Origin of the sequence: Ehrlichia muris subsp. eauclairensis, from assembly GCF_051097115.1 — a bacterium.
In the GTDB taxonomy this organism is placed as follows: domain Bacteria; phylum Pseudomonadota; class Alphaproteobacteria; order Rickettsiales; family Anaplasmataceae; genus Ehrlichia; species Ehrlichia muris.
The window spans coordinates 78,902-104,734 of the sequence record NZ_CP118226.1 but is presented as its reverse complement, the minus strand read 5'-3'; the positions used below and the strand labels follow the sequence as shown (position 1 = coordinate 104,734).

Genomic DNA, 25,833 nt, shown 5'->3' with positions numbered 1-25,833 from the left:
AAAAATTCTCCTATTTTACATATTGATTTATAATATCAACTACTGTCTTTTCACTGAGAACTTGCGGTAAAATTTTAACCTTAACCCCATTAACATACAATACATACAATGGTATGCTATTTTTATCTAGTTGATTAATATAATTTGTGATCTCAGAATTCTTAGAGGTTAAATCAGCTTTCATATAGTAAATATTTTTCTTGATAAATAAAGTGTTTATAGTGTCTAATTGAAAAACTCTTTCATTAACCTTACACGTCAAACACCAATCTGCACCTATAGATAGTAACACCGTCTTTTTTCCTTTAAGAAGCTGCTCCAACCCTGTTTGAGAAAACTCTATTACCGCAATATGTTTCTCTCCTTTATGTTTCATTATAAATTCTTTCACTGACTCAAAATACAAAGGAGAAATTGCTACAAATAACAAACATAAGCAAATTATAAATTTACTTATAGGCTGCCAAGATCTTATAAATTTCATAACCGATATTCCCATAACAATCAATATAGCGCAAGACAAAACAGCAAATAATATTTCTGGTCCTTTTTGTTTTATTAATATACAGAGCAACCATGCTGCAGAAAAATAAAGTGGAAAAGCCAAAAACCTCTGTAAGATTTCCATCCATCTACCTGGCTTAGGAATGAGCTTTAACAACCCTGGAAAAAATGACAATAACAAATACGGTAATGCTATTCCAAAACCAAGAACTTGAAAAATCAACAATGAGTAGAGATTTGCTTGACTTAAAGCAACAGTTACAGCAGATACCATAAAAGGAGCAGTACATGGAGTAGCAACAAATGTTGATAACATCCCTACAATAAAACTACCCACTAATCCTTCTCTTTTAGATTTAACTTGATTAAAAGTAGGAATAATAAATGGTAAATCGTAAAACCCAGAAAAAGATAACCCCATTAAAAACATTACATACATCAATAAAGTAATTAATATTGGAAATTGCATCTGATATCCCCAACTCATCAGATAGCCAAAATGACGTAACACTAAAAGCACCGAAGACAATAGAAACATACTAACCATCACTCCAAGTGTATATGATATCCCATCAGCTTTTAGTGACACCTTACTCTTTTGAGCATTTTTAACCATTGACATTATTTTCAATGATAAGACAGGAAACACACATGGCATACAATTTAAAATGATACCACCAAGCAAAGCACATATTAAAATGTATATTGAATTATCATTAAAAAACATATTTACAACATTTTAAACAGACATTAACATTAAGCACTTACAAAAATACACACATAACAACTATAAGTTTGTATATTTAAAAAAGTATTAATACTAAAAATATAGTTTTACTTTTTAAACTAACGTAAAAAATAAATTTATTTATTCTTCACAAACAGTCACAAGCAACTTCATATTCTAATTTACTTATATAATAAATTCAATAATTAACAAATATATTAAAAGTTACCATCCACTGATACAAAATACTAATAAATACTTCTCAACAAGATCAAACATATTACAGCTCCTTATGCTAAGCTAAAAGCTTTGACCTTACTAACGATTCATTAAAGCTTATAATATTTTTCATAATGCTGTTATCCAAATACTGTGGAATTGGATCCTGTCCTATAATATATTTATAAAGCTGATGATCATTAGTACTCACAATTGTCTCATATTTATCAATGTCTTCAGAAGATAAGAGATAAATGTAATGCGAAGCAAAATTACCAAGTATTATATCCATTTCTTTGCATCCTCTATGTAAACTCCTGTACAATAGTTTCTTACGTTTCACTAGCAATTCATTCATAAAATTTGTGTCTCATTCTCTCAAATCGTCCAATTAAAATTATTACATATTATGTTGTCAACCATATAAATATACTATATCATCCAACTTAGTTTTAATGACATGTAGTATTCTACCTATGACAAGTATTATTGATAATCTCTATCATGTACTCAACAACGGGTCATTCTATTTGCTATCGTTTCTTATTATAATGTCTGTTATAGTTTTTGTTCATGAATATGGTCATTATATTGTTGCGAAACTATGCAATGTGAAGGTCGAAGTTTTTTCTATAGGATTTGGGCCAGAGTTGTTTGGAATTAACGATAAATCCGGGACAAGGTGGAAATTTAGCGTAATACCAATAGGTGGGTATGTAAAAATGTTAGGAGATGAAGACCCATCTGGTGCTAAAGCAAATTCTCAGCATTTATCTGAAAAAGACAAATTGTTTGCATTTTGTGAAAAGCCTTTACATCAAAAATTCTTAATTGTCTTTGCTGGACCATTAGCAAACCTGCTTTTTGCTATAGTAGTACTTATGATGTTCTTTACTACCAAAGGCATGATGAAGCATAACTCTGTTATTGGAGGTATAGTACAAAATAGTGTAGCAGAGCATGTTGGATTAGCGCCAGGAGATATGATACTCAAAATCAATGACCATCAGGTTAAATGGTTCGAAGAAATTAAGCAGTATATAGAAAAATACGCAAAAGACAACCAAGAATTAATCATAGAATATTCACGTAATGGGCATGTTCATACTGTCAAAGTTAAACCAGCTATCAAGGACGAAAAAGGACTGTTCGGCAGCATAAAAAAAAGGCCATTTTTAGGGATAACAGTAGATAATACACTTAGTAATTATGAGTTGCAGAAATTAAGCATTAGTAATGCTTTTATCCAGTCTATTAATTATACTTATCTGTTATCAAAATCAATTTTTCAAGTGTTGGGACAAATGTTAACAGGAAAACGTAGTGTTTCTGAACTAGGTGGCCCCATACGCATTGCCCAATATTCTGGAGAATCAGTAAAACATAATGAAGTATTATTGTGCATGGCCATGATTTCTATCAATCTTGGCATAATGAATCTACTACCAGTTCCTATGCTGGATGGGGGGCATATTTTTCAATATTTTGTTCAAGCTATATTACGACGTAAACAACTCAATCCTAAATATCAGCAATGTATATCTACCATTGGGTTAATGCTTCTGTTGTCTTTAATGATTCTTGCCACGTTTAATGATATAAAAAGTATGTTTAAGTAGTTTTATGAGATACATTATTATTATTTTAATACTATTCACTTCTTCTTTTGCACATGCAGAGTTTTTAAACACTCAAGTCAAGCAAGTTCAAATCAATGGCAATCATAGGCTAGATTATAAAACCATATATTTTTATTCAAAAATTAACTTACAAAACAATATAACACAAGACACTATTGATCAAGTTATTAAGAACCTATACTTAACACAATTATTTTCACATATCGAGGTATATGTTAATAAGGACAATTATTTAGTAATTAACGTAAAGGAAAATCCTGTCGTCAATAACATAGTTTTTTATGGAAACAAAGAATTCAATAAAAAGGATTTGCTAAATGACATCCTAAAGTTAAAAAGATTAGCAGTTTTCACAAAATCAAAATTACAACAAGATATATCAAATTTGTTACTATTATACCAAAGTAAAGGCAAGTTAAGTGCAAAAATTGATTATGAAGTAAAAGAGCTCGAAAACAATAAAATAGACATAATTATCAAAATAAATGAAGGACCAACATCCAGAATAAAAACTATCAAGTTTACTGGAAATAAATTCTTTTCAGATAGCATGCTCAAAAAAGCCATACTATCAACTGAATATTATCCTTACAAAATGCTTAATAGTAATACAAAGTTTGCTGTTGAAAGGTTAATGCTTGACCAAGCAGGCTTATATAACTTTTACACATCTAAAGGTTTTATAGATTTTAAGATTAAATCTATAGTACCAGAAATGAGAAATGATAATAACATCAATCTTATTTTTTCTCTTGAAGAAGGAATAAGGTATAAGTTTGGTAATAACAATATAATTATAGACAAACAAGTCAACAATTACCAACAATTAAAGGAAGAAATCCAGAACCTTGTATTATCAAAAAATGGAGATATATTTAACAGAGAGTCCATTAATAGTTCTATCGAAAAAATCACTCAACATTTAAATAATAATGGTAACTTTTTTTCAGACATAAAACATGAATACCATATAAAAGACAATGTAGTTGATATAGACTATATAATATATACAGGAAGTAAAGTTTATATTAATAATATAAATATTATTAATAACAAGACCACTTTAGACCAAGTAATTAGGCGAAAGTTGAATATTTCCGAAGGTGATATATATAATGCTAGCGTTATCAGTAGGTCTTATAAAAATATATTAGGACTAGGTTTTTTCGAATCTGTAAATGTAGAAAATCATAAGATAAATGACAGTTTAGTTGATTTGACTTTTCAAGTAAAAGAAAGAGGTACTGGTACATTTGCTGTATCAGCAGGATTTTCTAGTGTTACTGGACTTGTAGGTAAAATAAACATACAGGAGAGAAATTTGCTTGGAACTGGGAAAATATTATCTTTACAAGCAGAAAAATCTACTTCTTCTTTGTCTAGTAGTATTGATTTTATAGTACCAAATTTTTCGGACACTGATTCAGCAGTAGGATTTGGTTTGTTCTATGCACATCAAAACAAGCCAGGAGGCCAAGATTCTCCAAACCTTAATTCAAGACTTGCAGGTAACACAGAAGCTGCTTTTAGTAGTAGTAATGCTGGCTTTATGTTACACACATCACATGATATAACTGATGATCTCAATCTTTCACTGAACTATTCCTATAAGCATGTAAACATATTTAATGTCAAAGACACCGCATCCGAGTTAATCAAAGAACAGGCTGGTAAAAACATTGATTCATCTGTTGGATATTCTTTGCAATTCCGCAAATTTGACAATTTGTCTAAAATCAAAGATGGATACCTTATTAAACTCCGTCAAAGCTTTTCTGGTTTAGGTGGAACATTACACTACATTAAAACTGAAGGTTCGATTAATTATAGCAGAGAGATTTTTCCAAAAGTTAACAATGATATTCTTTTAAGTATAAAAACCTCTATGGGATACGTTTTTTCATATAAAAGCAATGAACAAGTAAAAATAAATCAACGTTTCATAATAGGAAGTAATGAAATTAGAGGGTTTCATGCATCAGGTATAGGACCAAGAGATAAAAATACATTAGATGCATTAGGTGGAAAATTTTACTTTAATATGATTAACCAAGTTGATTTCCCTATAGGGCTACCAGATGATTTGGGAATAAAAGGCTCTCTCTTCATTGATGCAGCAACTTTATTTGGCCTTGACTACACAGATAAAGAGTACCATGAGAATAAATCATTAAGACTTTCTGTTGGCTTTGGTTTTTCATGGCGTTCCCCATTTGGACCAATGAGGTTAGATTTTGGGTTCCCTGTATTAAAAGAAGATTATGATATTACAGATATGATAAGATTTTCAATGCAATAAAAAAAAGAGGTATTTATGCAATCAAGATTATTTTTAATTATTTTCATACTACTATTTGGTTTAAATTACCAGGCTTTAGCAAAAAATGATCAGAATATTCCGGTAGCTTTTATTGACCGTGATGTAATTATATCTGAAGCATTATCAGTAAAAAGTATTAGGACCCAACTAGACGATAAAAGAGCAGAATTACAGAAAAATTTTGCAGCAAGAGAGGAAGAATTACATAAAATCGAAGAAGATTTAAGCAAGCAAAAAGCTATTTTAAGTGCTGAGGCTTTCGAAAAGAAGGTCGCAGATTTTAAAACAAAAGTATCAAATCTACAGCAAGACATTTCTATAAAAGGATCAGAATTAGAAAACATGTATATGAATGCTATGGAGATGGTTTACAACAAGATTAAAAACATATCAGCTAAAATAGCAAAGGAACAAAATATTAATTTAGTCTTGTTTTTAATGAAGAAGAATCAAGTATTTTACGCTGCTGATGGTATAGATTTTTCTAACGAAGTATTAGAAAGATTGAATAAAGAATTACCAAACATAGAAATAAAGAAATGATATATTAATTAGGGAATTGTATGCAGTTCAATATTCAAGAAATCATAAGGATGATACCACATTCATATCCTTTTTTGTTGATTGATAAAGTAACTGCATGCACACCTAATGAATCTGTAATAGCAATAAAAAACGTTACTTTTAATGAACCTTTTTTTATTGGCCATTTTCCTGGCAATCCGATCATGCCTGGTGTACTCATTGTAGAAGCTATGGCACAAGCATGTATAATATGTGTAATATCCGACACTCAAGAACACAACATGCAGAATTATTCAGTATATTTTATGTCAATAGAGCTAGCAAAATTTCGCAAACCTGTAATTCCAGGTGATACGTTAGTTTTTGAAGTAAGTGTCATACATAGAAGAAAAAATACATGTAGGTTTCAGTGTTATGCACATGTAGAGGATACACTTGTCGCGGAAGCACAAATTCTAGCAATGATTAAGCAAAATGCAGCGTGATTTTTTTAACGTGTATATCAATGTAGAAAAATATGAAAATAAAAAGAGCAATTATATCTGTATATAATAAAATAAATATCATAGAACTTGCAAAATTTCTAATTGAACAAAAGGTAGAGATTATTGCAACAACTAGCACCTATAAAACTTTATTAGATGCAGGATTACAAGCAACAGAGATATCAGATTATACAAATTTTCCAGAAATAATGGGTGGTAGGGTAAAGACTCTACATCCAAAAATTCATGGTGGGATACTAAGTAACCGCAATACACACGCTGCAGAAGGTTTAAACTTAGGAATACATGATATAGATTTAGTTGTTGTAAATTTATATCCCTTCTCTCAAGTTGCAAATATTAAAACCTCAACTGAAAATGAGATAATAGAACAAATAGATATAGGAGGAGTTACCTTACTGAGATCTGGCGCAAAGAACTTTCATAACGTAACAGTTATATCAGACATCAATGACTATGATACATTAAAAGCAGAAATGATTAATAATCAGAATTCCACAACCTTAACATATAGGAAATACTTAGCTACTAAGGCCTTTGCTATCACTTCAGCTTATGATAGTAATATATACAATTGGATAAGCAAAGATAGTAATGACATTTTACCTGAAACATTTATCATACATGGAACAAAGGTACAAACTCTCAGATGCGGAGAAAATCCACATCAGAAAGGTGCATTTTACAGTAGCTCAGAAAGTAAATACCCTCTGAAACAACTACATGGAAAAGAATTAAGTTACAATAATATAGTAGACATAGAATCTGCTATAAATATAGTAGCAGAATTTACACAACCAGCAGCAGTAATTATAAAGCACAGTAATCCTTGTGGCACAGCCATTGCTGATGATATCACAACTGCATACAACAAGGCTTTTTCTTGTGATCCGAAAAGTAGTTTTGGTGGTATTGTTGCACTAAACAGAGAAATCAACGAAGACATAGCACAAGAACTAAACAAGATCTTCATTGAAGTAGTAATTGGTCCATCAATTACAGATAAAGCAATGAAAATTATACAAAAGAAGAAAAATGTACGCGTTATACTATCTACAGAATATAATTTACCAAAATATATAATTAAAAATGTCAGTAATGGGTTCTTGCTACAAGAAAGTAATACAAATCAGCTATCAAAGAAAGATTTAATACAAGTTACAAATTTTCCAGTATCAGATGAGACCATTTCTAATCTATTATTTGCATGGAAAGTATGTAAACATGTAAAATCCAACGCAATTGTCATCGCAAAAGACCATCGTACAATTGGAGTTGGAGCTGGTCAAATGAGTCGTGTTGATAGCCTTGAAATTGCAACAAAGAAAGCCCAAGATTGTACAGGAGCAGTTTTAGCATCTGATGCATTCTTCCCTTTTACAGATAGTATATTACTAAGTGCATCTGTAAACATCAATGCAATAATCCAACCTGGAGGATCACTACGAGACCAAGAAGTAATAGAAGAAGCAAACAATAAAAAGATTGCTATGTTTTTCACTAACATTAGAAACTTTTACCACTAATAGCTGACTTTTTATTAAATTAATTTAGCATCTGATGCATTCTTCCACTTCACAGACAGTATATTACTAAGTAACATCTGTAAACTTTAGTGCAATAATCCAACCTGGAGGGTCACTACGAGACCAAGAAGTAATAGAAAAAGCAAACAAAAGATTCCATGTTTTTCACTAACATTAGAAACTTTTATTACTGACAATTGAAGCTTCATTAAATTACCTCTAATACAACAACCTTATAACTAAATATGGTAATTACTCTAAGATTTGCAATAGGTATTAATTAATTTAGCAATATCCAATAGAAAATTGCTATCTTAAATTATAAGTTTCTATCATCACAATAGATATTTCTACTAAATATAAATAATGCCAATGTCAAACCATACACAAACATAGAGGCATTAAAATCTTGTAATAGATACAATTAGTTTTTAGTAGTAGCATTAATATGTATATATATCGCCAATACTACAAGAGAGTCTCTCTAATAAGATTAAAAAGCAATCAATGACTCTTATGAGTATATATGCTTCAGAGCTACACAGATATAAAGATATGCAGAATACATAGTTAACGCAGCAGCCAAATATAGTATCATTTCACCAATGTATAATATTACACTATCATTTAACATTAACATACCAATAGCAGACATCTGTATAAATGTTTTGACCTTCCCTACTTTAATAACAGGAAGTTCAACATTTATAGAAATCAAAAATTCTCTCAAGCCAGAAATCAAAATCTCTCTACAAATTATCACAACTACAGGAATAATAGTTAGCCCTGTAATTTTACCAATATAAATCAACATAATCACAGCTGCAGCTACAATAAGTTTATCAGCAATTGGATCAAATAACTTACCAAATTTAGATTGTGTCTGCCATATACGTGCTAAATAACCATCAAAAAAATCTGTAATGCATGCAAAAATAAAAATAATAAATGCAATGTAATTTGAGTTATTATCACCAATATAAAAGCTACATACTATTGCAGGAATCGCAAATATTCTAAATATAGTTAACAAATTAGGCAAAGCCCTTCTAAAATAACCAACCATAATGCATATTATCTCATACCACACCCTATAATAATAATAATCTCAATAACTTCAATATTTATATTAAAGTTATGTACTGTTCAAACATGTCACATAATAACAATTCTAAAACATCTCAACTATGAATACCGCCACACTTCCTGTAGATCATGTTTATACATGTAATTTATATAAAGTATGGATCATAAACACCATTTAACCAAATTCAACATCATATAAATATGAAAAATCAGTTAAATACTCTTGTCTATTTTAATAGTAGATCTATAATTTACCCTTTAAGAATACTGTGCATATTTATGTCTTATATAAATAACTATAATATAGAATTATGTCGTAAGTGGTTATTATTAGGTATATCTGCTTTAGCAATATCTGGACTCTTATCTATATTTGTTATTTTGCTTAGACTTCCTATATCAAAATTTTTCATTACAGATGTAGATAAAGTTTTTGACACATCATTAGTAATACATGTAAATTTATCAGTACTAGTATGGGCATCCTCAATTATTTCTATAATATCAAGTTTAATAATTTCCACCAATAAGTACGCAAAATGTTTCAAATATCTATGTTACTTTGCATTTATTGGCACATTCCTAATGGTGCTATCTGTCTTTTTTCCTAATGCAAACCCGATAAAAAACAATTATATTCCAGTGATAAACAATCTATGTTTTTTATTAGGATTATTAACATTCATTATAAGCATACTCCTCTACTCAATATTATCAACCAAATGTCACAACTTACATATCCCTCAAGGTATATCATTGGGAGTACACGGTATTTCAATAATACTCATATGTGCTATCTTATGTTTCACTATGTCTTACTATACAATACATACAACCAATGATTTACACATCATGTCTTTTTATGAAAATATATTTTGGGGAGGAGGACATATATTGCAAATAGCTTTCAGTCAAGCATTACTAATAGTATATTTCATTATGTTAGGAACAAATAACAAGTTACTGAACACAAATGTAATCAATATTATATTTATAATAAACACTTCATCAACTATTATAGGACCTATTATATATATATATCACTCAGCTGATTCTCAATTTACGATGGATTTTTTTACATGGCACATGCGTATCCTTGGAGGAATAATACCAGCATTTTTATTCATCTTGACACTATTCAATTTCAAAACATTATTAAAATACAATTACCATAGTTTACTATGTACAACTTTACTATTTAGCTATGGTGGGATACTAGGAATACTAAGTATTCATGATAATGTAACAATACCTGCACATTATCATGGATCCATTGTTGGAATGACTCTGGCATTCATGGGGTTCATTTACTGGCTTTTACCAAAATTGCATTTCGGGAGTACAAATAGCTTTTATGCTAATCTTCAAATTTACATATACAGCTTAGGGCAACTTTTACATATAACTGGACTAGAATGGTTAGGTGGATACGGAGCTCTAAGAAAAGTAACATACTTACCTGACACAGCATCAAAAATTGCAAAGTACTGTTTTACAATTGGTGGACTTATGGCCATCATTGGTGGATGTTTGTTCGTAATAATAGTGCTATTACAAACCCGTAAAAAACTTAATTCGACATCATAAATTATTAAGCATAAATCTTTACTACAAAGACCGCATCTAAAAAACTTCTATATAGAACACACACATCATATATATAAATCTTAATATAGGCAATCAAACAAAGAAACACTTATAGTACAAAATTAATATCTTCTTTGTTTAACCCATGCTCGACACAATTATAATTTTGTTATAAAATCGGAAAAAGGAATACAACATTATACTTCCATAGCTTAAGTATAGAATAGTACGTTACAAAAAACCTATATCAGCACATATTATACACATAAATTTCAATACAAAAACAAAGATCATCTAATAAAAAGTTACAACACCTTTTTAGTATTACAAAAAATTAATGTTTTGTTATGTAAAAATCATTAACTAAAAACTTATCCCTAACGTTACTCTTTCACTGTTAAGTACTTTACCTTGAGTTCATTTATAATAACATAAACATGTATAACCTATTAGCCATATCAATGCTAATAAATACCAAGTAACAATATACTCAAGATGATCATTTCTAATTTTTAATGGAACATTAGCCGTTATACCATCAAAAGCCACTGTATTATCAGCCCATATTATACAATTCTCCAAAGGAATTTTAATTTGCTTCATCATATTTTTTATATCAAACCAAAACCAAACATTAGCATCAATATCATTTTTAATAAACCACCCGACTTTTTTATAACTATCACAATACAGAATTCCCTGAACATCAAGTTGATTAGAATTAAAAACTTCAAATTTGCTCATCTTATCTAACACTGTACCTTTGTTCACTAATATATACTTACCATCACTCAAATGAAACGGTTGCAATACATAATAACCTAACCTTCCAGCAAAAACAAAAAACAGATGATCATTATCAAAAGCTCCATTTGCTTTTATACTTTTATAACTCTGTTTTACTAAATCATAAGATAATAATTTAGTAGATGGAGCTTGCATAGTGGTAATAATCTCGATTTTTTCCTTCAGCCTAAATACTTGCCACGTACCAAGAAAAACCATTGTAGAAAAGGGAATAATAAAAACAACAATTAGTCTTAACCACATACTATTACTACCTTTTATTTATCTTGTAAGTAAGCTAATACATTTAGATTATAATATTCATGTTGTATGAAAACATAAATCACCCATGAGCATTACAAAAAATGTTGCTTCCACCGCTACCATGCTTACCTATAGGTATCATGTAATTAATAATAAGAATATTAAAAATAATAAATAAACAGCACTTTAATTTATAATTCTACTATCTAAAAATTCTATACAAACTTATATCGTAACTTTTTCTCATTCTCAACTATATCTACCAATAAATACCTATCTATACATAAAACAACATGCCAAAAATAGCAGATAAACATCACATTAATCTCATAAACTTTGAAGTTACACAACTATATTATGCAAGAAAACCTGAGATGGAATAAAATAATCTATTTTTTATATCTAAAAAAAAACATACAATAGCAAAATTAATATTAACAATTTTATGAGATTTATTACCTATAATGAACTGGATTATATTATCAACCTATACAAGTATACTATGAAACATTATACGAAACATACTTTTACAGTTTTAATAATATATACTCTATTCTTGAGCACTAACATATGTTTTGCTAATACTACCAATCAAGATCAAGATGAAACTATAAACCAAGAAAACTTCTTTACTGTAAAGCGTACCCCATATACTAAAGAAGATTTTGTAAGCTTTATAATAAAATGTCATGCTAAAGGAATACCTTTAGACTTTAAAAAAGAATTTGGTGATAATCTATCTGGAGCAGACTTTAGTGATCTAGATCTTCGAGGATCAGTATTTAATAATGTAAACTTACTACACGCAAATTTCACCAGAGCTAATCTATCCAACTCTAATTTTACAAATGCTAATATGCAAGGAGCATCTTTTATCAATGCAAACTTTAGTAAATCCAATATAAAAAATTCAAACTTAAATTTTGCTAACTTTACATCTGCAGATCTGCAAAAAACCACAATTACACAGTCAAAAATTAATAATACAAACTTCAGTGATTCAGATATGCGTTACTCCATCTTAACAGAAATAAATGGGTCATTCGCGAATTTTTCTGAAACAGAATTAACACTAGTCTCAATATTTACCTCTAGAATAGAAAAAGCAAACTTTCACGATATTGAAGGTGAAAATATAGTCATTCAAAATTGTAACTTATCAAATTCAAACTTTTTCGGAGCAAATTTACATAACTCAAAAATTCAATTTTCAAATCTAACAAATACTATCTTATATGGTGCAAACTTAGATTCATCAGACATAACAGGAAGTAATCTAAGTAACAGTAATATGGAAGTATCAAACATTTCTTATGCAAATTTTCACAAGGCTAACTTAAGCAATGCAAACATGCACCTCGTAGATGCCCGTTATACTAGCCTTAATAGCACAAATTTACACAAAGCACGCATGAGTAATGCAACACTAGTTGGAGTGAATTTAAATAATACTATACTATCCAACGCAGATTTAAGCAACGCAGATTTGAGTGACGTCATCATAGAAGAATCAGACATGCAAGAAGTTCTTCTTGATTCCACGAATATCACAAAATCAAATATGAAATATGCTATCTTAAACAATGCAACCATCAACAATACAGTTTTTTCAAATTCTGACCTCACAATGGTATTAATAAAAAATTCACAATTGAATAATTCTAGTATCTATTCAAGCAAATTAACCTCTGCAGTTATAGATAATAATACAATTAAAAATGGCACATATGATAAAGTAAATGCAGCAAAAACACTATGGTCTAACTCAACAATAGAAGACAGTAACATAAATAATAGCAATCTTGAGTTTGCAATATTTAATAATAATAAAATACACAAAGTCAGCTTTTTCAGTAATAATTTAAAATCTGCAAAGATAGACAATTCCAATATAGTTGGATCTAGCATTCATAGAAGTATTCTAACTAATTTTCTAATTAATAATTGTGACATTAAAAATACAATTATTATTAACAATAAGAACTTTCATTCAAAAGAACTTCCTAAACAAGCAATTACATCTATTAAAGCTTTACAAGATGCTATAACAAACAGTAAAGAATTGAATGTCAATTTTTCCAATTTTGATTTCAGAAAAATAAACTTAAACAATGCAAATTTCTCAAATTCTATATTAAAAAATGCAAACTTTTCAGGTTTACAACTAGAAAATGTCAATTTCTCTAATACGAACTTACAATCCTCTAGTTTTGAAAATTCACAGCTTAAGAATGTAGATTTTTCTAACGCCAATTTAGAGAATGCAGATTTATCTTATAGTAAGTTAAATGAAATTAATACATATAAAACAAATTTACGACATGTAAAAACTGGCTATACTAATCAGGAATAAATAAGAACTTATTTTCAAGTCATTCTTACTTTAACAAATTAATACCTATCATTTTAAAGAAGTTACACTCCATTTATCTGACAAAATGCAAAATCATTAAAACAATTATAAAGATATCCTGAGATCAGCATACACTTTTCAAAATATACTTAAAAGTAATGCGTTACAAATAATCTATATATTTACTCAGCACACTTGAAATATAAATACCAAAGTAACAGCAAAAATACTTATCCAAAACCTTCATAAGTAATAGATAATTAAAGATTAACACTCTATTTTGTTCTATAATGAAATACTAGGCTTTATAAGCTATCGCATATTTACTGTGGTATTACACAAATTCAGGATATATTTTTATAGATCATCACTTACAAACTACCTCAAAAATAGTATTAATTCACTTTAAATACATGATTCTAATTCATATATTTTCAATTATTGGCAACCTAGCATGATGTGCAACATCAAGAAACGTAAATCTTGGTCTAGTAACAAATGCAAATTCTACTGCTTCACTATATTTACTAGCATTCCATCCAATGTGTTCTGGTTTATTTGGACAATTTATATTAGTCAACATTTCTTTCACTAACACATTAGATAGTGTCTTTTCTGTAATCTCTTCAACAATAAAAGACCATTTATCTCTAATCAAGCTATTCAAGTAATCTGCTTTTTGTTGATTAATAAACTTTCGAGCCAGTATATCACAGAATTCCTTAGTATATTGTGCATTAAAACACTGTTTTACACTTTCATCATTCATTAAGGTAGGATAAAGCCTTGGTACCGATTTCAACATTCTATGTTGTAAACATGTCATAGTTACCATACTTACACCAATCAATTCACCATGAAAAAAGGGCATATTATTTTTTTGTAAAAGTTCTATGGTATTAGCAATCATATGCTCACCTTGACTAGCAGATTGACTTCCTCCTACAATAAACATACCTAACCCTGACAAAAGCAACGCCTGCATTAAGACCATAATACTATACTCATCACGTTTTATTAATCCTAAATAGTCATTGATTAATGCACTTTCACTTTCTTTACTAATTAAAAATGGTAACTCAGTATAGTCACTTCCTAACAACAAATGTGACAATAACCAATCTGCTTGTACTGTAGATCTACAAATGAAATCAGCAAATCCGCTTATTATTAATCTCTTCGGAGCATTAACGATAATATCAATATCTACATATATAGCTTTAGGCAAATGAGATTGTAACGATTTCTTAGACCCATTATTCAGCATTATAGATGCATTAGATGAAGTATAACCATTCATAGAAGGAGCTGTTGGGAATGATATATAGCTTTTATTTGTAATGTAACTTACATATTTACAAATATCATTAATTGTCCCACTCCCAAAAGATACTAAAACATCTGAATCCAGAGATTTTTCTTTTATTAACTCCACTAATTTTTGAGAAGCACAAGACCAACGCGGAATAATAAAATGTTCAAAACTATCAAGCACAACCTTACTTAATAGGGAGACAACATCAACATCTGTAACTATAAAACCATTATTGCCATACTGTTTAATTATATCACATATATTGTTACTTATCCTTCTACTAACATACATACTCCTTATTGCATTGACTATTGATTCCAATGCACAAAAATTCTGATCAACTAGAACTTGCTTTAGAAAGCTATCATACATAACAAAGAGACAAGCAATGTGTTAACTTATTATACATCTAATAACTTTCAACACAAAAAACATTTTATTTGTGAAAGAAAGTACGCTATCAATTTATGAGCTTATACCTTTTTCATATCACTAATTTTTATATATATACAACTACTTCGATACTGTAGGATTGGCTTACCATCTATTAGTACTAATGACTATATCTTAATAATATAATCTTCAATAATGATCATACATAAGTCACAACATTTAGATATAAAATAGAAATTTAGTTATTTATTATTCAAAATAATACACTCAATTTACCTATAATCAATGGTACCTCACCATCAATTAAATATACACAGCACTATAAAAAGATTCCCTGTGTTTCTCACAATTCTTAGCTATTTATAAAACTATTGATTTTTATCAAAACATAAGGTGTTGTTATAATGCAACTACATAATAAAAAGTACAATAAGAAACAATCCACATCCCTATCTTTAATTAATAATCGATATGAACAGTAATCTTACAATATTTACAATTTCTTTTGCGTCATAAATATTATACACATTCACTCAAAAATTTACATTAAGAAATCATATAATTCTTTAATAGCAACATAACTCCAATTGACTAACTCTCTGCAATTGATATGATTAAAGTACGATACTTATAATAATTATTGTGTTTGTATGGAGCATGAATGTCAGCAAACCCTTTAGATCAGTTTAAAATTCTAACTATATTTAAGTTACCTAGTATTGGTGGGTATAACATAGATTTTACCAATGCATCATTATTTATGGTATTATCTACACTTATAATTTCTCTTTTTTGCTATGTTGGATTAAGAAAAGAAAATATCCTGCCAAATGGAATACAATTAATCATCGAAATGATTTATAATTTTATTGTTTCTACAATAGAAAGTAATGTTGGCAAAGAAGGATTACAATATATACCTTTAGTTTTTACAATATTTATATTCATCGCAACATGTAATTTATTAGGTATTCTACCATTAGGGTTTACTGTGACTAGCCATATTGCAGTAACATTTGCAATGTCTATGGTTGTATTTGTTAGTATAACAGTAATAGGGTTTAAACATCAGGGAGCACACTTTTTACGTATATTATTACCAAAAGGTACACCAGGCTGGTTGGCTCCAATGATGGTCTTTATTGAACTGTTTGCATATTGTGCACGCCCTATCAGTTTATCAATCCGTCTTGCTGCTAATATGATAGCAGGACATACTATAATCAAAGTAATAGCAGGGTTCGTAATAAAAATGAATATATTTCTTACCCCTCTACCTATGATTTTCATTATTATTTTAATCGGATTTGAAATATTTGTTGCAATATTACAGGCATATATATTTACAGTCTTAACCTGCGTGTACTTATCAGATGCAATCAATGAACACTAAATTTTATCAATTGACTTCATATATTGATATACTTATAATACCTTTAGCTTTTTATAAAGGTAGGAGTATATGGAATCTTTGAAGTTTATTGCTGTAGGGTTAAGTGTTTTCGGTATGGTTGCTTCTGCTTTGGGAGTAGCAAATATATTTTCTACCATGCTCAATGGTTTAGCACGTAATCCCGAAACAGAAGATAAATTAAAAAAATATGTTTATACTGGCGCTGCTTTAGTTGAAGCTATGGGTTTATTCTCTTTTCTTTTAGCCCTGTTATTAATTTTTGTAGCTTAGCGTAGACCATGGATATAATACCTCAATTAGATGTAACGTCTTACCCTTCTCAGTTGTTTTGGTTTTTCTTGTCTTTTAGTGTTTTATATCTAGTAATCAGTAAAAACATTCTGCCAAAAGTTGAAAATGTTATAAAAAAAAGGTATACTATTACAACAGGTGTTATAGGTTATGTTGAACATAACTTAACCCGTGCACAGGATGAGTTAAATAAGCAGTTATTCAGTCTAGATGAAGCAAAAGCCGAAGCAAATAGGATTATAAGTTCTGCCCTTCAAGAGACAAAGAGTACTAATGCAGGTCTAATGGCCATGCTAGATCAAGAAATACAAAAAATGTTTAGTATGGCAAATGAATACATGTACAACTTAAAGTGTCAAACAGAACAAGAATTAATAGACCTTACATGCGAAATAGCTTTGACGTATTATAGTAAAATGTTAGGCACTGAATACGCTGACAAAGATAAGTTACGTGATATAACTACTAGATTATACAAGGAGAGAACATGATATCTACATATTTCGTTACCAATCTTGCCTTTTGTATTGGAGCCTTAGCAACTTTTTGGCCATTATATAAAAAAATCAGACAGTCTCTGTCTTCAATGTTAAACAAGCTAAAACAAGAAGTCATATTACCTTATGATATTCAAAAACAATCTCAAAATTTGTTAAATAGTGCAATAGCTCAAAGTCATGAAACTGAAAAAACCATCACTGAAATCCTAAAGAAGGCACAAGAAGAATACAACCTTATCATTTCATCTAACAAAAAAGATATTGAGAATATTATAGAAAAGCATCTTGATATAGCTGTACAAAAGATATCTGATCAAGTATCATCTATGGTTCAATCATTAAAATTAGACACTGTTGATATAGCAACAAGTGCCATTCAAGAATTAATTAAAGAATACAACAATGATCACCAAAAGCAGGATAACAGTGGTGTTCTTTCTACACTAGATCGTGACTTAAGGAAAAAACTACACTAGCTATCAATTTTTACTGAAATCAACCTTAAAAATTTCTTTAGCATGCTGCTTTTTCTAGGTGTGTTTTTTCTCTTAGTATGTATTCTATTCGAAATTAATAAGATTGTACCTATGGCTGCAGAAAACGATGGGTTATATTTATAATCATGAGTAATCCCCTTTAACTCTATGGGTAACCCTATTCTCACTTGCTTTTTAAATACGTAGCTTGCCACTTCTTTGATGTTAGTCAACTGACTTGAACCACCTGTAATTACTATCCTATTAATCAAGTGCTTTTGCTTTACTATTCTACTTTTTACCACATTAAAGATTTCTTCTACCCTAGGTCTAATTATTTTTTCTAAATCAGAACGTACAATTGAAATAACCTCGTCTTCACCAATATCAGCTTCTATTATACCATCTTTATCTGGAGATATTAGCATGGCATCCCCATACAATACCTTTATACGTTCAGCATCTTTAACATTTACACACAATCCATATGCTATATCATTGGTAATATGAATACCACCTAAAGGAACACTATCTGCATATATCAATCTTCCTTTATTAAAAACACCAATAGATGTATACCTACCACCAATATCCATAATCATCGCTCCAAGTTCTTTTTCATCATCAATAAGACATGACAACCCTGAAGCATAAGGTTCTGCTATACATCCAACTACATTTAAATTACTACAATTAGTGATACAGTTTTCTATATTTAACAATGCAGACTTTGAAGCAGTAATTACATGCATACTAGCTTTTAGTTTACTTCCATATAATCCTTTCAACTCTGTAATATTATTTAAATCATCAAGGCAGTATACTATTGGAATATTATGAAGTACAACCTGTTCGTTACGACATTTATCATAAGTCTGCAACATAATATTTCTAATATCAACATCTGAAATTTCATGCATTGTTACACTAATTTCATTAATGATACTTGTAGAATCAATATCACATCCAGAAATATTCACAAAAACTTGACTTATTATTGGTCCTTGCGCCATTCCCTTTGCTGATTCTATGCAAGATAATATAGAACATTTTGCAGATTCCATATCAGTAATAGTACCACCACTAATTCCTTCGGAAGCTCTATAACCTATGCCAATAATTTCAAGATCATTGTTATGAGAGACTCTAACTATAAAACAAACTATTTTTGTAGATCCAAGATCTACAACAGCAAAAACACCCCTTCTTGGACCTGTAATAACAGCAGAATGTAACATATAATATACATGGTAAATGATTAAAAATTTATAGTATTACTAACTTTAAGTACTCAATGTTATATCCTTACAAAAGAATATCAAGTTTTTTTCAAATTTAAATATACAAGTAAAAAGTAGTTTTAATATTTTCAGGAAACATATTTTTTATGTAAAAATTAATGAAATATTCTAATTAATACAGTACTCCAGTGACACGTAAAACCAACGAATACGTACAAATTCTAAACAACTTATGCTGACCTACTCTTAAATAGACCATTTGTGACTAAACACACACAGGCAAAAAATGGTATAATTTCCAGCCTTCCCATCAACATAAAACAAGACAATAGTACTTTCATTAAAGGTAATATGTGATAATAATTACCATTTGGACCTACTATATCTCCCATACCAGGCCCTGTATTACTAAAAGCAGCAGCCACTGCACTAAAAGCAGTCATGAAATCAACTCCACTACCAGATAAAAGCGTACATCCTATAAATAACATAGCAATATATAAAAAAAAGAATAATCCTATATTATGAATAAAATACTGATTGATATCTCTCCTATTATATCTAATAGTAGCCGTCTTAGAAGGATGTATAAGATCACCTATATAAGCACTTAAAGCTTTTAACAATAATACAATTCGATAAATCTTAATACCACCACTAGTAGAACCGCTACACCCACCTATTAGCATTATAAAAATGCCAAAAACAGAAAAAAAATGCCAATGACTATAATCACAATTCACAAGACCTGTAGAAGTATTCAAGGAAACAACTGAAAACACAGAATATCTTAATATGCTAATCAAGGAATAATTTGTTGTTATTTTATCAAAATAGCAACTTACTATAGATATAATCATAAAAAGAAAAAGAATTACAGCAAAAAAGACTACTTGTTCATCATAAAAATATTGCTTTGTAATAGCTTTTAAATACACAATTAAAGGACAAGCACTTAATAACATAAATATTACTGCTATAATCTCAATACATATACTGTCAAAATGTTGTAGAGAATCATCATAATTAGAAAAACCACCAGTAGATACAGTCGACATCGCATGACATACAGCATCAAACCATGACATTCCAGCAATCCAATATAATATTGAACACAAAGTCATTAATACACAATATATAACAAAAACATACATTAATGACTTAACAATACCATATTTAAATTTTTTAGACTGATCGGAAGACTCAGAGTGATATAACTCATGTAAATTAATAATTTTCAAGCAAGGCAGTAGAAAAATACCACTTACAATAATTCCTAACCCTCCTATTGCATTCAATAAAGATCTCCAAATTAGAATTCCCGGAGACTCACTTTGTAAATTAGTTAATATCGTTGCTCCAGTAGTAGTTAAGCCAGATACAGCTTCAAAAAAAGCATCTATATAAGCAATTTTACCGTCAAAAACAAATGGCACCGCTGCTATTACAGATAGAACAACCCAGACAATAGCTGTTACAATAAAAACCCCCGTCCTTTTTAAGTTAGATAACTTTCCAAAAAAAAGACACATTAAGCTAAAAGAAGAAGTAAGAAGGTATGCATAAAAAAAGTCTTGCCAGACATATCCAGTATAATAATTCACTACTATTGGAATAAACATAAGTAGAGTAAAAACCAAAGAGAATACCCCAATAACAAATATTATACTACGCAAACTTTTACACATGATATACATTCTTTTTCTGAACGTACCTTTGTAATATAGAACCATTAATATGTAATGAACAATATTTGAAATTTTAGTAAATTTGCAATAGGAAAAACATTCAATCCAATCACTAATCCTTACTTGTAAATATGTAAAGCTTTTCTAGATTATCGACATGTCTTTCTAAAGACGTACATGTAATATAAAACTATTATAATTCAAACCTTTAAACTTGAACGGTCTATAATAGTACACAACCAACCTACATTGTATTTATATATATACATCCTCTGAACACATACATATAGAATTATTAATATGCAATGAATAACTTTAGAACTTAAATTAATCCTATCTACAATATAAACATTCTTTCTGAACACATATTGTATACAGGATCATCAATATGCAATTAGTGACATCAAGATTTAATCATATTTATTAACATCACTAGCAATAATACAATTAACCCTTACCAAACAAAATTTACAAATAACGGAAATAATGTATTAAGTGGCAACATAGCCCTATGTATATAAATTTAATACAAATTAAAGAACTGTAATTCACATATTTAAAAAAATTTCCAAGACTATAGATATATTTTCTAGCAGTTACAGGTAATTAATCATAAGATTTACATGCACTAAGAAATTACATAGAACATTGTACTTCAAAATACTAACTAATATAATATACATCCCATGCTGAAATTTCTCAATCAAAAGTCATGCGATTTGAACAGTTACCAGAATCCCACCTATAACATATAGACTTTCAATCAAATCTCTTACATATTTCAAAATTAATAATATTTTTACTACTAGACTGTACAAAGACTCATAACTATAATAGTGTATAAACTTGGAAAGGTGGCTGAGTGGTCTAAAGCGCACGCCTGGAAAGTGTGTATGCAGTAATCCTGTATCGAGGGTTCAAATCCCTCTCTTTCCGCCATTTATTTTTATTACTTGGGAGTTAATGATAGACTTAGGACTGTTATTTCAAAAAAAAATTCAAAACTTGCATGATAATTTCGCAGTTGCAGTTTCTGGCGGAATAGACAGTATGGTACTGTTACACCTATCAGCTCAATATTGCAATCACAACATTCCTGTAATATTAACAGTAAACCACAAATTACGCACTGAAGCAGAGCAAGAAGCATTGTTTGTATTTCAACATTCACAAAATTTAAACTTAAAATGTCATATATTGAATTGGCATGGAAAGTTACCAGTAAGTAATATACAATCTTTCGCTAGACAAATACGATATAGATTATTATTGGAATGGTGTCACGAAAACAGAATAAACTACTTAATGATAGCACATCAGAAAAATGATCAAGCAGAAACTATTATGATCAGATTAGAAAGAGGAAGCGGTCTAGATGGATTAGCTGGCATGCAAGAATATACATATTTAAATGATATATGTATACTTAGGCCACTTTTAGATGTCAGTAGGACAGAATTGCTACAATATGCAAACAAAAACAATATTACCTGGATAAACGATACAAGTAATAACAATACAAAATATAAAAGAACTCTATACCGCAACATGTTAGAAATGACAGACAACTCTGAAACATTGATTGACAGACTTTATACCACGTCAGCACATATAAGACGATCTTTAAGTTGCATACTACATTACGTAAGACTAGCTATCGATGAATGCCTAGAATTTAGTACTCTAGGACATATTATTATAAAATTAAACGTATTTTTAACCCTTCCAGAAGAAATATCATTAAGGCTCTTAACATATTCCATAATGTCTATTGGTAAACAAAAATATAAGCCAAGGTATACTAAACTTAACAGTATATTTTATAAAATACGAAACAATGAATACAAAATATCTCAAACCTTATGTGGTTGTAAGATTATAAAAAATCAGAATGATACAATCTCCATTACTAGAGAAGTATCAGCTATAAAAGAACTTACTATTGACTCTTTTACAAATATAGTGATAGAATGGGATAATAGGTTTAAAGTCAGTATTGTAAACTCTAGTCCTGACAATGTTACTGTGTCTAGCTTAAACAACAATTATATTCCAACAAATCTAAAAAAATTAGATAGAGAAGCAGTACGGTGTTTACCTACACTAAAATATAAAAATAAAATTGTTGCTTACCCTCTACAAAATAACAGTAATAATGACTATATTGATGAAAGAAAATCATCTATCATAATAAAAGAGGTGTTAGTCAAACAAAATTTTATTAATTTAACTTACAGTGGATTTATCAGCAAGGAGCCTTTGCTATGAGAAAAATAATTGAAGGGTTAGCAATTTGGGTTATAGTAATTGTTCTAGTTGCTGGAGCATATGTTCAATTCAATGATAAGATTATTAACGGCAATACCATCAAGTTACCATTTTCAGAATTCTTAAACAAGATTGATAATAATGAAGTAGAGAGCGTTAATATAAGCGAGCATAATATTACTGGAAAATTGAGAGACAGTTCGAAATTTCAAACAACTGGTGTAGTATACGACAGTCTAATAAAGATATTACACAGTAAACAAGTCACTTTTACTTTCTTACCTGAAGATACATTTCTTGGAATATTAAGCAGTATATTAATATCCTGGTTCCCCATGTTACTACTTGTCATAATATGGTTTATATTTCTCAAACGAATGCAAATAGGAGGTAACCGCACTATAAACTTCAGTAAATCACGCGCCAAATTAATGACTGAAAATCGTAATAAAGTAACCTTTAATGATGTAGCAGGAATTGATGAAGCCAAAGAAGAATTAATTGAAATAGTAGATTTCTTAAAACACAGACAAAGATTTCAAAAATTAGGAGGTAAAATACCAAAAGGATGCCTATTAATAGGCTCACCAGGTACAGGCAAAACCTTACTAGCACGAGCAATTGCAGGTGAAGCAAATGTTCCATTTTTTAGTATATCTGGATCAGATTTTGTAGAAATGTTTGTAGGTGTAGGTGCAAGTCGTGTACGTGATATGTTTGAACAAGGTAAAAAAAATGCTCCATGTATCATATTTATTGATGAAATAGACGCTGTAGGAAGACATCGAGGCATCGGCTTAGGTGGAGGAAATGACGAACGTGAACAAACACTAAACCAATTACTTGTTGAAATGGACGGATTTGAATCTAATGAAGGAGTCATTATTATTGCTGCAACTAACCGTCCGGATGTACTAGATTCAGCCCTTCTTAGACCAGGAAGATTTGATAGGCAAGTTACTATTGGTATACCTGATATTAACGGACGAGAAAAAATCATCAACGTACATATCAAAAAAGTACCAACAGCACCAGATGTAGATATTAGGACTATTGCACGTGGTACTCCAGGATTTTCTGGCGCCGACTTAGCAAATCTAATAAATGAAGCAGCATTAATAGCAGCAAGACTCAATAAAAAAATTGTCACAATGAGTGACTTTGAGTATGCAAGAGATAAAGTCATGATGGGAGCTGAAAGAAAATCATTAATGATGACAGAAGAAGAAAAAAGACTAACAGCCTACCATGAAGCAGGACATGCTATTATTGCATTTTTTACAGAAGCATCTGATCCTATACATAAAGCAACAATTATCCCAAGAGGAAGAAGTTTAGGATTAGTAATGAGGTTACCAGAATCAGATCGTGTATCTCATACAAGAGAAAAAATGATTGCAGATTTAACAGTAGCAATGGGCGGAAGAGCTGCTGAAGAACTAATTTTTGGATATCATAAAGTAACAAGTGGAGCATCATCAGACATAAAACAAGCAACAGATCTTGCAAAAGCTATGGTTATGAAGTGGGGAATGAGCGATAAAGTTGGTCCTCTATATCATAGTGATGATAAAAGCGAAACTATTTCTAATAATTTAGCAAATTTGATAGATGAAGAAGTCAAATCCATAGTCACATCTGCACTTGAAAGAGCAAAAAGCCTATTGAATGAGCATTTGGAATCATTACATATAGTTGCTAAAAATTTATTAGAATTTGAGACTCTCACTGGAGAAGATATTAAAAACATAATAAATGGAAAAGAATTAACTAAACATAATGTTGATGAATCTAAGATTTTAAAAAGATCATTTGCTTCAAAAGAACAGTAATGCTTTTCCATCTACAGTAGATTTAGGTTGTTCACCTTTACAGTTTACTGTGAACATGTAAAATTATGACATTGCTATATATAAGCCTAAAAGAATCTGAGACTCTTACTGAAAAAGATATTAAAAACATAATAAATGGAAAAGAATTTAGCAAAATATTGATAATTTCAACCTCTATAAAATGCCCAAAAAGAATAATAACCTGTCTTTTTACTTGTTAGAGAGATCTTATTCACTTGCTATTGAACATCTAAAGAGCAACTATATAGTTGAAAACTTACTAGAATTCTAAACTCTAATTGGAAAGGACATTCAAAACATAAAAAACTCAAAAGAATAGCAATCCACGCTTCCTTTTTATTAACAAATCAC

At 29.7% G+C, this 25,833-nt stretch carries 20 protein-coding genes, 1 tRNA gene and 1 pseudogene; 15 read left to right on the top strand and 7 right to left on the bottom strand.

Annotation, left to right across the window (positions count from 1 at the left end):
• Nucleotides 1-10: 10 nt before the first annotated feature.
• Both PVA18_RS00485 and PVA18_RS00480 read right to left on the bottom strand, forming a co-directional pair.
• On the bottom strand, nt 11-1,231 hold the full coding sequence (locus PVA18_RS00485) for a protein-disulfide reductase DsbD family protein (protein WP_045805169.1): 1,221 nt from the start codon (nt 1,229-1,231) through the stop codon (nt 11-13).
• A 295-nt stretch (nt 1,232-1,526) separates the two neighbouring features.
• Nucleotides 1,527-1,808 carry a succinate dehydrogenase assembly factor 2 gene (locus PVA18_RS00480; protein WP_045805170.1) on the bottom strand — a complete coding sequence of 94 codons (282 nt, stop codon included), beginning with the start codon at nt 1,806-1,808 and terminating at the stop codon, nt 1,527-1,529.
• A gap of 118 nt (nt 1,809-1,926) precedes the next feature.
• On the opposite strand from PVA18_RS00480, the gene rseP reads away from it, so the two are divergent.
• The 6 genes and pseudogenes from rseP to PVA18_RS00450 form a co-directional block, all read left to right on the top strand.
• Entirely contained in the window at nt 1,927-3,069 is a 1,143-nt protein-coding gene (gene rseP / locus PVA18_RS00475) for an RIP metalloprotease RseP (protein WP_045805270.1), read from the top strand.
• 4 nt (nt 3,070-3,073) lie between these two features.
• Nucleotides 3,074-5,389 carry an outer membrane protein assembly factor BamA gene (bamA, locus tag PVA18_RS00470; RefSeq protein ID WP_045805171.1) on the top strand — a complete coding sequence of 772 codons (2,316 nt, stop codon included), beginning with the start codon at nt 3,074-3,076 and terminating at the stop codon, nt 5,387-5,389.
• A gap of 15 nt (nt 5,390-5,404) precedes the next feature.
• Nucleotides 5,405-5,953: an OmpH family outer membrane protein gene (locus tag PVA18_RS00465; RefSeq protein WP_045805172.1), complete on the top strand. Its 549-nt coding sequence runs from the start codon at nt 5,405-5,407 to the stop codon at nt 5,951-5,953.
• Nucleotides 5,954-5,973: 20 nt separating this feature from the next.
• Nucleotides 5,974-6,420: a 3-hydroxyacyl-ACP dehydratase FabZ gene (fabZ, locus tag PVA18_RS00460; RefSeq protein WP_045805173.1), complete on the top strand. Its 447-nt coding sequence runs from the start codon at nt 5,974-5,976 to the stop codon at nt 6,418-6,420.
• Nucleotides 6,421-6,452: 32 nt separating this feature from the next.
• Nucleotides 6,453-7,967, top strand: coding sequence for a bifunctional phosphoribosylaminoimidazolecarboxamide formyltransferase/IMP cyclohydrolase (purH, locus tag PVA18_RS00455; protein WP_045805174.1), 1,515 nt, complete (start codon nt 6,453-6,455; stop codon nt 7,965-7,967).
• Nucleotides 7,968-7,991: 24 nt separating this feature from the next.
• Nucleotides 7,992-8,161: pseudogene (locus PVA18_RS00450) on the top strand (bifunctional phosphoribosylaminoimidazolecarboxamide formyltransferase/IMP cyclohydrolase); the annotation flags it as partial.
• Nucleotides 8,162-8,481: 320 nt separating this feature from the next.
• Here PVA18_RS00450 and pgsA read toward each other — a convergent pair.
• The gene (gene pgsA / locus PVA18_RS00445; protein ID WP_045805175.1) at nt 8,482-9,033 is read right to left on the bottom strand and encodes a CDP-diacylglycerol--glycerol-3-phosphate 3-phosphatidyltransferase; all 552 of its coding nucleotides are present in this window, start codon (nt 9,031-9,033) and stop codon (nt 8,482-8,484) included.
• Nucleotides 9,034-9,254: 221 nt separating this feature from the next.
• Here pgsA and PVA18_RS00440 point away from each other — a divergent pair, with 221 nt between their 5' ends.
• Complete coding sequence (locus PVA18_RS00440) at nt 9,255-10,640, top strand: cbb3-type cytochrome c oxidase subunit I (protein ID WP_307772132.1); 1,386 nt, start codon at nt 9,255-9,257, stop codon at nt 10,638-10,640.
• Nucleotides 10,641-11,057: 417 nt separating this feature from the next.
• Here PVA18_RS00440 and PVA18_RS00435 read toward each other — a convergent pair whose 3' ends face one another.
• A complete protein-coding gene (locus PVA18_RS00435) occupies nt 11,058-11,690 on the bottom strand; it encodes an SURF1 family protein (RefSeq protein ID WP_045805177.1) in 633 nt (210 codons plus the stop codon).
• A gap of 502 nt (nt 11,691-12,192) precedes the next feature.
• On the opposite strand from PVA18_RS00435, the gene PVA18_RS00430 reads away from it, so the two are divergent.
• Nucleotides 12,193-14,043, top strand: coding sequence for a pentapeptide repeat-containing protein (locus tag PVA18_RS00430; protein ID WP_045805178.1), 1,851 nt, complete (start codon nt 12,193-12,195; stop codon nt 14,041-14,043).
• A 424-nt stretch (nt 14,044-14,467) separates the two neighbouring features.
• On the opposite strand, the gene PVA18_RS00425 is transcribed toward PVA18_RS00430, so the two are convergent.
• Nucleotides 14,468-15,730: an iron-containing alcohol dehydrogenase gene (locus PVA18_RS00425; RefSeq protein ID WP_045805179.1), complete on the bottom strand. Its 1,263-nt coding sequence runs from the start codon at nt 15,728-15,730 to the stop codon at nt 14,468-14,470.
• A 682-nt stretch (nt 15,731-16,412) separates the two neighbouring features.
• Here PVA18_RS00425 and PVA18_RS00420 point away from each other — a divergent pair.
• From PVA18_RS00420 to PVA18_RS00405, 4 genes are all read left to right on the top strand, one after another.
• On the top strand, nt 16,413-17,144 hold the full coding sequence (locus tag PVA18_RS00420) for a F0F1 ATP synthase subunit A (protein ID WP_045805180.1): 732 nt from the start codon (nt 16,413-16,415) through the stop codon (nt 17,142-17,144).
• Between the two features lie 69 nt (nt 17,145-17,213).
• Nucleotides 17,214-17,435 carry a F0F1 ATP synthase subunit C gene (locus tag PVA18_RS00415; RefSeq protein ID WP_006011614.1) on the top strand — a complete coding sequence of 74 codons (222 nt, stop codon included), beginning with the start codon at nt 17,214-17,216 and terminating at the stop codon, nt 17,433-17,435.
• An 8-nt stretch (nt 17,436-17,443) separates the two neighbouring features.
• Complete coding sequence (locus PVA18_RS00410) at nt 17,444-17,947, top strand: F0F1 ATP synthase subunit B family protein (protein WP_045805181.1); 504 nt, start codon at nt 17,444-17,446, stop codon at nt 17,945-17,947.
• Nucleotides 17,944-18,432 (top strand): ATP synthase subunit B, encoded by a 489-nt coding sequence (locus PVA18_RS00405; protein ID WP_045805182.1) that lies wholly within the window; start codon nt 17,944-17,946, stop codon nt 18,430-18,432. Before PVA18_RS00410 ends, PVA18_RS00405 begins: the two co-directional genes overlap by 4 nt.
• Here the strand turns inward: PVA18_RS00405 and ftsA are convergent.
• The gene (gene ftsA / locus PVA18_RS00400; protein WP_045805183.1) at nt 18,429-19,670 is read right to left on the bottom strand and encodes a cell division protein FtsA; all 1,242 of its coding nucleotides are present in this window, start codon (nt 19,668-19,670) and stop codon (nt 18,429-18,431) included. The genes PVA18_RS00405 and ftsA overlap by 4 nt on opposite strands.
• 233 nt (nt 19,671-19,903) lie before the next feature.
• Nucleotides 19,904-21,295 (bottom strand): TrkH family potassium uptake protein, encoded by a 1,392-nt coding sequence (locus PVA18_RS00395; RefSeq protein WP_231568530.1) that lies wholly within the window; start codon nt 21,293-21,295, stop codon nt 19,904-19,906.
• A gap of 914 nt (nt 21,296-22,209) precedes the next feature.
• Here PVA18_RS00395 and PVA18_RS00390 point away from each other — a divergent pair.
• The 3 genes from PVA18_RS00390 to ftsH all read left to right on the top strand — a co-directional run bounded on the left by PVA18_RS00390 (nt 22,210) and on the right by ftsH (nt 25,461).
• Nucleotides 22,210-22,300 (top strand) — tRNA-Ser (locus tag PVA18_RS00390).
• A gap of 24 nt (nt 22,301-22,324) precedes the next feature.
• Entirely contained in the window at nt 22,325-23,629 is a 1,305-nt protein-coding gene (tilS, locus tag PVA18_RS00385; protein WP_052692827.1) for a tRNA lysidine(34) synthetase TilS, read from the top strand.
• The gene (ftsH, locus tag PVA18_RS00380; RefSeq protein ID WP_045805185.1) at nt 23,626-25,461 is read left to right on the top strand and encodes an ATP-dependent zinc metalloprotease FtsH; all 1,836 of its coding nucleotides are present in this window, start codon (nt 23,626-23,628) and stop codon (nt 25,459-25,461) included. Before tilS ends, ftsH begins: the two co-directional genes overlap by 4 nt.
• Nucleotides 25,462-25,833 lie beyond the last annotated feature (372 nt).

Bases quoted from the DNA above. Each gene is read 5' to 3' on its own strand.
- PVA18_RS00485 (WP_045805169.1), bottom strand. From the start codon at position 1,231: ATGTTTTTTAATGATAATTCAATATACATTTTAATATGTGCTTTGCTT.
- PVA18_RS00480 (WP_045805170.1), bottom strand. From the start codon at position 1,808: ATGAATGAATTGCTAGTGAAACGTAAGAAACTATTGTACAGGAGTTTA.
- rseP (WP_045805270.1), top strand. From the start codon at position 1,927: ATGACAAGTATTATTGATAATCTCTATCATGTACTCAACAACGGGTCA.
- bamA (WP_045805171.1), top strand. From the start codon at position 3,074: ATGAGATACATTATTATTATTTTAATACTATTCACTTCTTCTTTTGCA.
- PVA18_RS00465 (WP_045805172.1), top strand. From the start codon at position 5,405: ATGCAATCAAGATTATTTTTAATTATTTTCATACTACTATTTGGTTTA.
- fabZ (WP_045805173.1), top strand. From the start codon at position 5,974: ATGCAGTTCAATATTCAAGAAATCATAAGGATGATACCACATTCATAT.
- purH (WP_045805174.1), top strand. From the start codon at position 6,453: ATGAAAATAAAAAGAGCAATTATATCTGTATATAATAAAATAAATATC.
- pgsA (WP_045805175.1), bottom strand. From the start codon at position 9,033: ATGGTTGGTTATTTTAGAAGGGCTTTGCCTAATTTGTTAACTATATTT.
- PVA18_RS00440 (WP_307772132.1), top strand. From the start codon at position 9,255: ATGAAAAATCAGTTAAATACTCTTGTCTATTTTAATAGTAGATCTATA.
- PVA18_RS00435 (WP_045805177.1), bottom strand. From the start codon at position 11,690: ATGTGGTTAAGACTAATTGTTGTTTTTATTATTCCCTTTTCTACAATG.
- PVA18_RS00430 (WP_045805178.1), top strand. From the start codon at position 12,193: ATGAAACATTATACGAAACATACTTTTACAGTTTTAATAATATATACT.
- PVA18_RS00425 (WP_045805179.1), bottom strand. From the start codon at position 15,730: ATGTATGATAGCTTTCTAAAGCAAGTTCTAGTTGATCAGAATTTTTGT.
- PVA18_RS00420 (WP_045805180.1), top strand. From the start codon at position 16,413: ATGTCAGCAAACCCTTTAGATCAGTTTAAAATTCTAACTATATTTAAG.
- PVA18_RS00415 (WP_006011614.1), top strand. From the start codon at position 17,214: ATGGAATCTTTGAAGTTTATTGCTGTAGGGTTAAGTGTTTTCGGTATG.
- PVA18_RS00410 (WP_045805181.1), top strand. From the start codon at position 17,444: ATGGATATAATACCTCAATTAGATGTAACGTCTTACCCTTCTCAGTTG.
- PVA18_RS00405 (WP_045805182.1), top strand. From the start codon at position 17,944: ATGATATCTACATATTTCGTTACCAATCTTGCCTTTTGTATTGGAGCC.
- ftsA (WP_045805183.1), bottom strand. From the start codon at position 19,670: ATGTTACATTCTGCTGTTATTACAGGTCCAAGAAGGGGTGTTTTTGCT.
- PVA18_RS00395 (WP_231568530.1), bottom strand. From the start codon at position 21,295: ATGTTTATTCCAATAGTAGTGAATTATTATACTGGATATGTCTGGCAA.
- tilS (WP_052692827.1), top strand. From the start codon at position 22,325: ATGATAGACTTAGGACTGTTATTTCAAAAAAAAATTCAAAACTTGCAT.
- ftsH (WP_045805185.1), top strand. From the start codon at position 23,626: ATGAGAAAAATAATTGAAGGGTTAGCAATTTGGGTTATAGTAATTGTT.